Source organism: Opitutia bacterium KCR 482 (assembly GCA_029269845.2).
In the GTDB taxonomy this organism is placed as follows: domain Bacteria; phylum Verrucomicrobiota; class Verrucomicrobiia; order Opitutales; family Intestinicryptomonadaceae; genus Merdousia.
Genome location: CP149973.1, coordinates 617,628 through 628,564, shown reverse-complemented (window position 1 = coordinate 628,564; position 10,937 = coordinate 617,628). Strand labels below are relative to the sequence as shown.

9 protein-coding genes are annotated in these 10,937 nt (G+C 58.1%); 3 read left to right on the top strand and 6 right to left on the bottom strand.

Annotation, left to right across the window (positions count from 1 at the left end; translation table 11 throughout):
- The first annotated feature begins 4 nt into the window (after positions 1-4).
- On the top strand, positions 5-1,513 hold the full coding sequence (locus P3B99_002590; GenBank protein ID WYJ08014.1) for an efflux transporter outer membrane subunit: 1,509 nt from the start codon (positions 5-7) through the stop codon (positions 1,511-1,513).
- A gap of 125 nt (positions 1,514-1,638) precedes the next feature.
- On the opposite strand, the gene sixA is transcribed toward P3B99_002590, so the two are convergent.
- The 6 genes from sixA to P3B99_002560 are packed head-to-tail and all read right to left on the bottom strand — an operon-like array spanning position 1,639 to position 7,989.
- Positions 1,639-2,136: a phosphohistidine phosphatase SixA gene (gene sixA, locus P3B99_002585; protein ID WYJ08013.1), complete on the bottom strand. Its 498-nt coding sequence runs from the start codon at positions 2,134-2,136 to the stop codon at positions 1,639-1,641.
- 12 nt (positions 2,137-2,148) lie between these two features.
- Complete coding sequence (hemN, locus tag P3B99_002580) at positions 2,149-3,489, bottom strand: oxygen-independent coproporphyrinogen III oxidase (protein WYJ08012.1); 1,341 nt, start codon at positions 3,487-3,489, stop codon at positions 2,149-2,151.
- Positions 3,486-4,535 (bottom strand): uroporphyrinogen decarboxylase, encoded by a 1,050-nt coding sequence (gene hemE / locus P3B99_002575; protein WYJ08011.1) that lies wholly within the window; start codon positions 4,533-4,535, stop codon positions 3,486-3,488. The genes hemN and hemE overlap by 4 nt, the downstream gene beginning before the upstream one ends.
- A complete protein-coding gene (murJ, locus tag P3B99_002570) occupies positions 4,532-6,070 on the bottom strand; it encodes a murein biosynthesis integral membrane protein MurJ (GenBank protein WYJ08010.1) in 1,539 nt (512 codons plus the stop codon). The genes hemE and murJ overlap by 4 nt, the downstream gene beginning before the upstream one ends.
- A gap of 1 nt (position 6,071) precedes the next feature.
- Positions 6,072-7,448 (bottom strand): sigma-54 dependent transcriptional regulator, encoded by a 1,377-nt coding sequence (locus P3B99_002565; GenBank protein ID WYJ08009.1) that lies wholly within the window; start codon positions 7,446-7,448, stop codon positions 6,072-6,074.
- A gap of 7 nt (positions 7,449-7,455) precedes the next feature.
- On the bottom strand, positions 7,456-7,989 hold the full coding sequence (locus P3B99_002560) for a L,D-transpeptidase (protein WYJ08008.1): 534 nt from the start codon (positions 7,987-7,989) through the stop codon (positions 7,456-7,458).
- Between P3B99_002560 and P3B99_002555 the strand changes: the two genes are divergently transcribed.
- Both P3B99_002555 and P3B99_002550 read left to right on the top strand, forming a co-directional pair.
- Entirely contained in the window at positions 7,988-8,998 is a 1,011-nt protein-coding gene (locus P3B99_002555; GenBank protein ID WYJ08007.1) for an aspartate-semialdehyde dehydrogenase, read from the top strand. The genes P3B99_002560 and P3B99_002555 overlap by 2 nt on opposite strands.
- Before the next feature lie 365 nt (positions 8,999-9,363).
- The gene (locus P3B99_002550) at positions 9,364-10,806 is read left to right on the top strand and encodes a Gfo/Idh/MocA family oxidoreductase (GenBank protein ID WYJ08006.1); all 1,443 of its coding nucleotides are present in this window, start codon (positions 9,364-9,366) and stop codon (positions 10,804-10,806) included.
- The last annotated feature ends 131 nt before the right edge of the window (positions 10,807-10,937 follow it).

Genomic DNA, 10,937 nt, shown 5'->3' with positions numbered 1-10,937 from the left:
AAAAATGAAAAAACACTTGAATACTTTGATTGCAGGGGCGGCGGCTCTCGCGCTCGCGGGCTGCATGGTCGGTCCCGACTACGTCCCGCCGACCGCCGAAATCGCGAAGCAGGACCTCTCCGAAGAGCACTTCTTCCGCGACGACGGGCTTTGGAAAGAGGCGGCTCCCGCCGAATCGCTCCCCAAGGGCGACTGGTGGAAAATCTTTAACGACCCCGTTCTGAACTCGCTCCTCGAACAGTGCAAAAAGAACAATCCGTCGCTGTCGGCGGCGTTCTACCGCGTGGAGCAGGCGCGCCAAAACGCCCGCATGGACGAGGCGCAGCTGTACCCGCAGATGAACGGCAACGCGTCGTTCATGCGCACGGCGACCTCCAAGAACCTCACCCAAGCCTACTCTCGCTACGACAAGTGGACGACGGGGCTTGGCATGACGTGGGACTTGGACTTGTTCGGGCGCGTCATGAGCATTATCGAATCGGACGTCGCCACCGCCCAGGCGACCCTCGACGCCTACAACAGCCTCATGCTTTCCATGCAGGCGCAGGTTGCGAAATCGTATTTTTCAATCCGCCAGTACTACTCGGAAGTGGAGCTGCTTGAACGCACGCTCGAAGTCCGCAAAGAGCAGACGAAGCTCATTTCCGACAGGGTAAAGCTCGACTTCGCAAGCGACCTCGACTTGCAGCGCGCAATAGAGCAGGAGGCGGAAGCCGCCGCCCAGCTTTCGTCGGTGCGCTCGAATATCGCAAAAGCCCGAAACAACATCGCAATACTCGTGGGCACAACGCCCTCGAAGCTCGTTCTCGACGACGCGCCCCTCGGCGACGTCCTGCCGAAGCTTCCCGCCGCAGTGCCCTCGCAGCTGCTCGAACGCCGTCCCGACATCGCCGCCGCAGAGCGCGAAGTCTACGCGGCGAACGCGAGAATCGGCGCGGCGCAGGCGGCGTTCTTTCCGACCGTTTCGATTTCCGCAAATACCGAGCTTTCGGCGAACAAAATAGACAAACTGCTTAATTCGAGCAGCTTTGCGTGGGGCGTAAGCCCGCAAATCTATATCCCGATTTTTCAGGCGGGACGCATTTACGCGCAGAAGCAGGTTGCCCTCGCCGCGCACAAGGAGACGCTCGAAAACTACAAGGCGAAGGTCTTGTCGGCAATCGGCGAGGTCGAAAACGCGATGTCGTCGATAAACAATCTTCGCGACGAATACGCGAAACGCTCCGCCGTCACCGACGCCTCCAAAAAGGTCTACGAACTTACCCGCAAACAGTACGACTTGGGCTTTGTTGACTACTTCTCGGTCAGCGACGCTTCGAGGCTTGCGCTTGCCAACGAACGCACGCAAATCAGCCTGCGCGGCGACAGATTCAAGGCGTGCGTAGACTTCATCGCGGCAATCGGCGGCGGCTGGGAACTTCCCAAAGACGACGACGATTCCGCCCTCCGCAACGACATCAAGCCCGACTTCTACGAACGCGCTTCGGACTACGCGCCCGAAGCCGCAAAATAGGCTCGAACTGTCGCGCACGCGCGGCGCGGCAGGCGGGAGGCGACGCTTCCGCGCTTGCCGCAAAAAAACGCCGAATCCCGCAAAGGGGCTCGGCGTTTTTTGTTGATTGGGCTTATTCGAAAATATCAGCGAATGATTTTCGGGGAAATCAGGAAGTCCAGCGCCCAAAGCCCGTATTCGATGTCGTGCGAGGGCGGCTCTTCCATTGTGAGCGACGCCAGCGTGCACTTGTCGAATATCGCGCGTCCGCCGCGCTTTGTTCCCGCAAGCAGAATGTCGGCGAGGTTTTCGAGAAACGGGTTGTGCGAAACTATCATCAAATCCTTCCCGAAGCACGAGAGCGACGCCACAAGCCGCGCGGCCTCGTAGGGGCTGTCTTCGGGGGTGATTGAGGGCGTGGGCACAAGCTGCGCGCCCATGGCGGTTCGCTCCCTGAAAATCCGCGCGGTCTGCTCTGCGCGGACGTAGGGGCTGTGCCAAATCTGCACGACATCGTAGAATTGCGAGGCGTCTACGGCGGCGGCGAGCTTTTCCACCTGCCCGATTCCGTGTTCGCTCAGTTCGCGCTCGGCGTCCGGCCAAGTGTCGCGGGCTTTTGCGTGCCGAAGCAGAAACAGTTTCATGCATGTCCTTTTTTATATCGTTTTTGAGTAGCGTTGCGCGCCCTTTGCGAGGCGTCCGTCGAAAAGCATTGCGATGTTCCGCAGGAAAAGCCTGCCGAGCGGCTCGACTTCGAAGCCGTCGGGCGACGTTTTCACAAGCCCGTCGCGCTCCATTTCCGCCAGCTTCGGAAGCGCCGATTCGAAGACTTTTTTGAAGTCCACTCCGTAGTTCCCGTAGCATACTTTCAGCGAGCACATGACGTCCATGATTATCCCGCGCCTTATGATGTCGTCGCCGTCGAGGATTATCCCGCGCTCAATCGGCAGCTCGCCGCGCGAAAGCGCGTTTTCGTACGCCGCCATGTCCTTGAAATTCTGGCGGTACGACGTCTTCGTTTCGGAAATCGACGTAAGCCCGACCGCGAAAGTGTCAAGCCCCGCGCGGGTTGTGTAGCCCTGAAAATTCCTGTGGAGCGTGCCGTTTTTGCGGGCGGCAATCAGGGGGTCGTCGGGCTTTGCAAAGTGGTCGAGCCCGACGTATTCGAAGCCGTTTTTTTCGAAGAAATCCTTTGCCAGCAGGAAGATTTCGACCTTTTCTTCGGGCGCGGGAATGCGGAAATTTTCGAGCGTTTTCTGGACGGGCTTTATCCACGGAACGTGCGCGTATCCGAATAGCGCGACGCGCGTCGGGTTCAGCGAAAGCGCGTCTTCGAGCGTCTTTTCGAAAGTCTTTGCCGTTTGCAGGGGAAGCCCGTAGATGAGGTCTATGTTAAGCTCCGATACGCCCGCGTCGCGCAGCCATTTTGCGGCGGCGGCGTTCGTATCCTGCGGCTGTATTCTGTTGACCGCCTTTTGCACTTCGGGGTTCGTGTCCTGAATGCCCATCGAGGCGCGGTTCAGCCCGATTTTCACGAACTCGCGCACCTTGTCTTCGGTGAGCGTGCGCGGGTCGAACTCGGCGGAAAATTCGCAGTCGGCGTCAATCGAAAAGTATTTGCGCACGAGTTCCCCGATTTTCCCGATTTGCTCGACCGACGGCAGGTTGGGCGTGCCTCCCCCGAAATGTATTTGTTTGAGGGCGCGTTTGGGAAGCCCCGCGTCGCGCCACAGTTCGAGTTCGCGGCGGAGAAGCTCTATGTAGGCGTCGATTTTCGACGGGTCGCGGCAGACGCTCGACGTGCAGCCGCAGAAGCGGCACAGCGACTCGCAGAACGGAATGTGAATGTAGAGCGACGCGGGCGAGTCCGCGCCCAACGCAAGCTGGGCGAGCCGCCGCTTGTCGGCATCGGCCGAGAAGTGCGGCGCGGTGGGGTACGAGGTGTAGCGCGGCCCCGCAGTTTCGTATTTTGCTATGAGTTCCCTTAGATTTTTCATTGCTCGAAGCTCCTTACCGCGCGGCACATCGCCTCCACGTTTTCGATTTTCGCGTCGGGGCGAATGCCGTGTCCGAGGTTGAAAATGTGGCGTCCGAACGGGAGCATGTCGGCGACTATTTTTTTCGTAAGTTCGGCGGTCTTTTCGGGCGTCGAGTTCGACAGCGTTTCGGGCGGCAGGTTGCCTTGCAGGCAGTAGGGCGTTGCGCCGCATCTAAGCGACGGCAGCGGCGCGGCGGAGTCTACCGAATACACGTCCGCGCCCAGTTGCGAGACTTCCGCGAACCTCCCCGACATGTGCGGCGCGAAGACTATCGTGCGCGTGCGCCCGTCGAGCTTGTCGAGTATGTTTTTAATGTGCCCGCCCGACAGCCTTCCGTATTCGTCGGGCGGGGTGAGCGACGCGTGCGAGTCGAAAATCTGGACGCCGTCAAGCCCGCATTCAATCTGCATTTTCAGATAGTCGGAGAGCGCGTCTTCGAGGGTTTCGGCGAGCATTTCGAAAACGCCGCGCCTTTGCGAGAGGAAGTTTCGGAAGCGCGGAAACGTCTTCGAGCTTTCGCCCTCAACCATGTACGCGGCGAGAGTGAACGGCGAGCCGCAGAAGCCCAGCACCGCCTTCTTGGGAAGCGCGCGGCGCAGCAGTTTTGCGTTCTCGAAAACGTAGGCGAGCCTTTCGCGGATTCCGCCGATGTTGTCGCGCATTTCGCGCACGTCGTCTTCGGTCTCCACCCTGCGCTCCATGAGAATGCCGCCCGCGTCCTTGAATTTGTAGGGGAAGCCGAGGGCTTCGGGAATTACGAGAATGTCGGAAAAAATTATCGCGCAGTCGAAGTCGAACCTCCTGATTGGCTGCAACGCCGCCTCCACCGCGACTTCAGGCGTCCTGACGATTCCGAGGAAGCCGTGCTTTTCCTTCAACCGCCTGTATTCTGGCAGATAGCGTCCCGCCTGCCGCATGAGCCAAAACGGCGGGCGTTTGAATTTTACGCCCGCGCATGTTGCGTGGAATAGCTCGCGCGAGTCTGGCATGGTGTTTTCGGTCATTTCCGTATTTTCCTGAACAAAATTTTTTCGATGTTTTCGGTTCTTTTAAACCGCAGAATTTTAAGCATTGCGTAGTAGAAAACGCACGCCACGGGTATCACGACCGCGCACACTGCGAACGCGAGCGTCTTGCCCGAAAGCGTTTCTGCAAGCGCGTTCCGCGCCGCGACCACCGCGCACGCCATCGCCGCCGACGCCGCCACGATTTTCAAAATCTCGCGGCATTCGCCCGAAGTTCCGCTCTTGCGTTTCAGCTTGGCGTCGAGCATAAGCGCCTGCAACGCCGCCGCCCCCACGTTCGCCCCCGCAAGCCCCGCCGCTCCGAACGGGAACATCAGCGCAAGCGACAGCGCGACGTTTGCGGCAAACGCCCAGTACGACACTTTCACGGGCGTGCGCGTGTCTTTTGTAGAGTGGAATCCGCGCGTGGCGAATGTCGAGAGCGCGAAGAAAGGCAGCCCTATGACGCTTACAATCAGCACGGGCAGGCAGACGTCTACGTCCTTCGTCCCGAACAGACCCCACTCGAAAAGCAGGGCCAAGATGTCGCGTGAAGTAGCGATAATCCCGAACATTGCGGGTATTGCGATTCCCATCGTCACAACAAGCCCGTTTGAGTACTCGCGCCTGAACTCGGCGCCGGAGTCTCCCAGCTTTGATAGTTTCGGGAAATAGACCGTCGCGATTGCGAGCGTGAACACTCCCAGCGGAAATTCGAGAATCCTGCTCGAAAGGTAGAGCGTAGGGAGAGCCGCGTCGTTGAGGAACAGCGCGAGCATTTTCGAGACAAACACGTTCAGCTGGAACACCGCCGCCCCCACGAGCGCGGGCAAAAACAGCGCGTACAGTTCCGACAGCGCGGGCGACGGCGAGAGGTCGAACGAAAATTTCCAGCCGCATTTCGACAGCCAGTACGCGGGCAGCGCAAGCTGTATGAAGCCCCCCGCAAGCCAGCCCGCGCACATGCAGTACGCAATCGAAACCGCGTCTTCCGAGCCGAAGAGCGCGACTCCCGCCGCAAGCCCGCCTATAATCGAGAGGTTGTGCAGAGCCGGCGTAATCGACGGAACTCCGAACGAGCCGAGCGCGTTCAACGCCCCCGAAAACACCGCCGCAAGGCACACGAGCGTAAGGTAGGGCATGAGCACCGCCGAGAAGCTTGCACCGAGGAGAAACCTCTGCTGTTCGGCGTCGAAAAACTGCGCCGCGCACACCGCCGCCAGCGACCCCAGCACGGCGAGCGCCGCCATCAAAATTCCGCCGCGCGTGAGCACCCTGTTGAGGAACGCGAACGCGTTTTCCCTGCCGTCGTTTTTGAGCGTCTGCGAGAAAATCGGAATCAGCGCCGAAGTCAGCGCGCCCTCGCCGAGGAGTCTGCGGAAGAGGTTGGGGAGGGTGAATGCGAATGTGTATGCCGCGCTAACCGCGCCGATTCCCATGTACGCCATTGTGGCGGAGTCGCGCACAAGCCCCATCACGCGCGAGCCGACCGTCCCGAACGACACTTTCGCAATGTTTTTCAGATCCGCGCCCATGCTATCCGCGTTTGAATTCGTCGAGCTTCCTGTGGATCGTGCGGCGGCTGATTCCGAGCATTTCCGCCGCCCTGCTTTTGTTTCCGCCCGAAGCCTCCAACGCCTTTCTGATAAGCTCCGCCTCGTTCTCTTTTTTCGAGAGCGTCGGGCTTTCGTGCCGCGGCGGAAGCGTGAATTTCGGGTCGAGGTCTTTTGCCTCGAGCCTGCGGGCGGGGCTCATTACCACGATGTTTTCGGCGAAATTTCTAAGCTCCCTGATGTTGCCATGCCACTCGTATTTTTCGAGAATGTCGAGAGCTTCGGGCGAAATTTCCACGGGCTCTACGCCGTTTTCGCGCGCGTAGTAGCCTATGTACGATTTCAGCAGCGGCTCTATGTCCTCCCTGTGCTCGCGCAGCGGCGGAATTTTTATTTCCACAACGTTCAGGCGGTAGTAGAGGTCTTCGCGGTATTCGCCGCGCTCGCTCATGGCTTTGAGGTCTTTGTTTGTGGCGCACACAACGCGCACGTCCACCGTAATGCTCTGCGTGCTGCCGAGCCTTTCGAAAGTCTTTGTCTCCAAAAAGCGCAAAAGCTTGACCTGCGTCTGCGCGTCGATTTCCCCGATTTCGTCGAGGAAGATTGTGCCGCCGTCCGCCGCTTCGAAGCGTCCTATTCTGCGCTGGGCAGCGCCCGTGAACGCGCCCTTTTCATAGCCGAAAAGCTCGCTTTCAAGGAGGTTTGCGGGAAGCGCGGCGCAGTGGACGGGAAGGAAAGGCTTGTCCTTGCGCGGCGACGACGAGTGTATGAGGCGGGCGATTAGCTCTTTGCCCGTTCCCGTCTCGCCCGTAATCATGACTGTCGCCTTTGAGTGCGCAACCTGAACCGCCTTTTCCACCACTTCGCGCATTTTTTTGCCCGTGGCGATAAGACAGCCCGTCTCGACGTGCTTTGTGGCGACCACCGCGTCCTCCCCGTGCGATTTCTTCACGGCGGCGACGTGCTCGCGCTTCTTGATGTCAGCCTCGCTTTTCTGCGCGTCGCGCCTGTCGAGCGCGTCGGAGAGCGTTTTTTCGAGCCTGTCGATGTCTACGGGCTTCGCGAGAAAATCCGTAGCTCCGTGCTTCATTGCCTCCACCGCGGTTTCCATGTTCCCGTACGCCGTGAGCATTATGCAGACGGGCTTTTCGGGCATGGAGATTGTCTTGTCTATCACGCTCATGCCAGACTTTCCCGCCATGCGGAGGTCGGTAATAACGGCGTCGAAAGGTTCGGCGTCGAGCATTTTGATTGCCTCGTCGGCGTCTGCGGCGGCGAAAACGTCGTATGAATCGGCGAGAACCGCGGACAGCCCGTCGCGCGTGTGTTTTTCGTCGTCAACTATGAGAATGCTTCGCATAAAAAATCTACATGCAGATTAGCACGAGCGAGCCGTCGTTTACAACATCAAAAAGCTCCGCAACGTCCGCGTTTTTTAGCAGCAGGCAGCCGTGGCTGTTGGGCGTTCCCACTTTGTCCTCCTGATTCGTCCCATGAATGTAGACGTAGCGGGCGTAGGTGTCTACGTCGCCGCCCGCGTTCACGCCGTTCTCCAAGCCGCGCAGACGCATGATTCGCGCGGTGATGAGGTTCTTCTTTTGTTCTTCGGGCGTCTGCTCGCAAATCAGCCCGCAGGGGACGCGCCCGCGGAAAACCGTGTCGAGCGGGGCGTCTGCGCCGATTTTTCCGTCGATTTTATGAAGCCCCGTCGGAGTGCCGAGAGAGTCCCTTACGCAGCTCGTCGCGGCGCGCGATGTCGATATGGGGTAGGTCTTTAAAAGCGTGTTTTTTGAAAAAACGTAAAGTTTTTGCTCGCCAATCGACGCGTATATAAGATATTTCGAAGGTTTTACATTCAGCCTATTGCAGGCTTCCAACATTTTAGCTAAAAAAATATTCATGAATAAAAAGTATAAAGTTGCTATCGTGGGCGCGACCGGCGCCGTCGGACAAGAACTCATAAAGCTTCTTTTCAAAAGAAACTTTCCAATGGAGTCTCTGACATTAATGGCATCGTCGCGCTCGGCGGGCAAGGAAATAAAATTCGAAGACAAAACTTTTATCGTCGAGGAGGCAAAACCCGAATGCTTCTCGCGCTTCGACATCGCCATTTTCTCGGCGGGCGGCACGCCCTCCAAACAGCTCGTTCCCGAATGCGCAAAGCGCGGGTGCATCGCAATCGACAACAGCTCGGCGTTCAGAATGGACCCCGACGTCCCGCTTATCGTGCCCGAAGTCAACCCGCACGCAATCAAGGGGCACAAGAACATCATCGCCAACCCGAACTGCACGACGGCGATTTCTCTCATGGCTCTCTGCCCCCTCCACAGGGAATTCGGCTTGAAGCGTTTCTTTGCCGCTACATATCAGGCGGTGTCGGGCACGGGCGTCGCGGCGATGGAGGAACTCAAAGCCCAGAACAGGGCGATTGTAGAGGGCACAAAGCCCGAAGTAAGCGTCTATCCCTACCAGATTGCCTACAACGTCATTCCGCATGTGGACGTTTTCCTCGACAACGGCTACACGAAAGAAGAGCTTAAAATGCTCAACGAAACCCGCAAGATTCTCGAACTTCCGACCGTTCTCAATTCCACAACATGCGTTCGCGTTCCCGTAATGCGCGCGCACAGCGTGGCAATCAACGCCGAGTTCGAAAAGCCCGTAGACGTCGAACGCGCAAGAGCCGCCATTGCGGCGTTCCCAGGGGCGGAGCTTGTGGACGACATCGACAACAAAATCTACCCCGTTCCGCTCAATTTCCAGAACAAGGAAAAGTGCGGCGTGGGCAGAATCCGCAAGGATTTGGCGTTCGAAAACGGACTTTCGTTCTGGGTTGCGGGCGACCAACTCTGGAAGGGCGCAGCGTTGAACGCCGTGCAGATTGCGGAGCTGATTGCAAAAGGAGAATAGTTTGCACAACGGGGCGTGAAAACGCCCCTAATAAGTGAGTGCTGGCGCACGAAGATTTTTAGAGTGCTTTGGGATAAAAGTTTAGTTTATCGGTAAGCGGAGATTCCATGTTGTGGGATTTCCGCTTTTCTTTTTATCCGCGCGTAGCGCGTCTATTTTAATTAGTTTTTCTCTTTGCAAGGAATAATTCCAACGCCAGTAATTGGCGAAGCCAATACGGACTAATCGGGGAAAGGCGCGGTTATAGCCGCGCCGCATAACAACTATAAGGAGCGAAGCTCCGTAGGGTGGCGCGACTCGCGCCCTTGACATTGTGGTTGGAGTGTGGTATATTATTAAGTTTAAAGACAAAACAAATTCTATATATGGAAAATAAATCTAGAAGAAAATTCCTGCGCGACATTGCTTGCGCGAGCGCGGCGGCGGTGTCCGCTCCGTATCTGTCGTTCGGCGCGGAGCCGAACCAGAAGCCCAAGGCGCTTGAAGCGTACGAGAAGGACCCGATAAGAATCGGGTTTATCGGCTGCGGGCTTATGGGCGGCGCGAACATGAAAATCATGAAGGGCTTGAAGCAGAAGCTCGTCGCCTACTGCGACGTCGACACTGGCTCTTACGGCTTCGGCAACGCCAAGAAGTACGCAGACCCCGACGCGGCTGGCTTTGTAGACTACCGCGAAATGTTCGAAAAAATGAAGGGCAAGATGGACGCCGTCGTAATCTCGACGCCCGACCACGGGCACTTTGCCCCCGCGATGCTCGCCCTTAAATGCGGCTTCCCGATTTATCTTGAAAAGCCCCTCTGCCATAATATCCGCCAGATTCGCGAGCTTACCGCGTTCGCCGAAAAGAAGGGTCTTGCCACGCAGATGGGCAACATGGTTCACTCCGGCGACGGTCTGCGCATCACCAAGGAATGGATTGCCGCGGGGCTTATCGGCAAGGTTCGCAAGGTTGTCATGTGGACTACGCGCCCCGTCGGCGGCTGCAACCGCCCCACGCAGGGCTACACTCAGTGGCCGTCCGAGCCTGTCCCGCCGACCCTCGACTGGGACAAGTGGCTGAATGTCGCCGAATACGGCCCGTACTCGTCGGAAATCGTCCCGCTCAACTGGCGTCGCGTATACAAGTACGGCACGGGTGCGTTGGGCGACATCGGCACGCACATTCTCGACGTTCCCATGTTTGCGCTCGACCTCGGCTATCCCTCGAAGATTTCGTCGCGTCAGGTCGGCGGCACCGAAATTTCCGTCCCGCGTCAGGACCACATCACCTACTATTTCGACAACAGCAATCAGGGCGAAAAGGTTGAAATCCACTGGTACAGCGGCTTCCTCAAACCCGACAAGAACGGCGAGTGGGCGCCCAATTTCGACAAGTCTTTCCTCCCGCCCCTCCCGAAGGAATTTACCGACACGGGCAGAAGCTACAAGGATTTGTCCTCCGCCGACGGCATGTTCATCATCGGCGACGAGGGCGTTCTCTATTCGCCCAAGATGCACCTCATCGGCAAGCCTATTGTTTTGCCGAAGTCGAAGACCGCCGTGGCAAAGTCAATTCCCGCATCGCTCCCGCGCGTCAAGTACGGCGACCACCGCCTCAACTTTGTCGAGGCGGTTCGCGGCGACATTCCGCAGGCTGTCTCCAACTTCACCGACATTGCCAAGCTTACCGAGGTTGTCCTGCTCGGCAATCTCACCCTCCGCACTGGCGAGGACGTAGTTTGGGACGCCAAGGCAATGAGGGCAATCGGCGGTTCTGCCCGCATGAATTCCTTTATTGACGCCCCCATGCGCCCCGGCTGGTACTAGGCGCGGGTCGCACCTCCCGAAACTTGGGGGCTTCGCCCCCAGGGGTGGATTTCGCTTTGCGAAATTCACCACCCGCTCCCCCAAGGCAAGTTGCTTGCACGCCGACGGAGGGGGCTTTTCCCGATAAGTTC

Excerpts from the sequence above, each read along its gene's own strand:
- P3B99_002565 (WYJ08009.1), bottom strand. The coding sequence starts at position 7,448 with ATGCGAAGCATTCTCATAGTTGACGACGAAAAACACACGCGCGACGGG.
- P3B99_002560 (WYJ08008.1), bottom strand. The coding sequence starts at position 7,989 with ATGAATATTTTTTTAGCTAAAATGTTGGAAGCCTGCAATAGGCTGAAT.
- P3B99_002555 (WYJ08007.1), top strand. The coding sequence starts at position 7,988 with ATGAATAAAAAGTATAAAGTTGCTATCGTGGGCGCGACCGGCGCCGTC.
- hemN (WYJ08012.1), bottom strand. The coding sequence starts at position 3,489 with ATGAAAAATCTAAGGGAACTCATAGCAAAATACGAAACTGCGGGGCCG.
- P3B99_002590 (WYJ08014.1), top strand. The coding sequence starts at position 5 with ATGAAAAAACACTTGAATACTTTGATTGCAGGGGCGGCGGCTCTCGCG.
- P3B99_002550 (WYJ08006.1), top strand. The coding sequence starts at position 9,364 with ATGGAAAATAAATCTAGAAGAAAATTCCTGCGCGACATTGCTTGCGCG.
- murJ (WYJ08010.1), bottom strand. The coding sequence starts at position 6,070 with ATGGGCGCGGATCTGAAAAACATTGCGAAAGTGTCGTTCGGGACGGTC.
- hemE (WYJ08011.1), bottom strand. The coding sequence starts at position 4,535 with ATGACCGAAAACACCATGCCAGACTCGCGCGAGCTATTCCACGCAACA.
- sixA (WYJ08013.1), bottom strand. The coding sequence starts at position 2,136 with ATGAAACTGTTTCTGCTTCGGCACGCAAAAGCCCGCGACACTTGGCCG.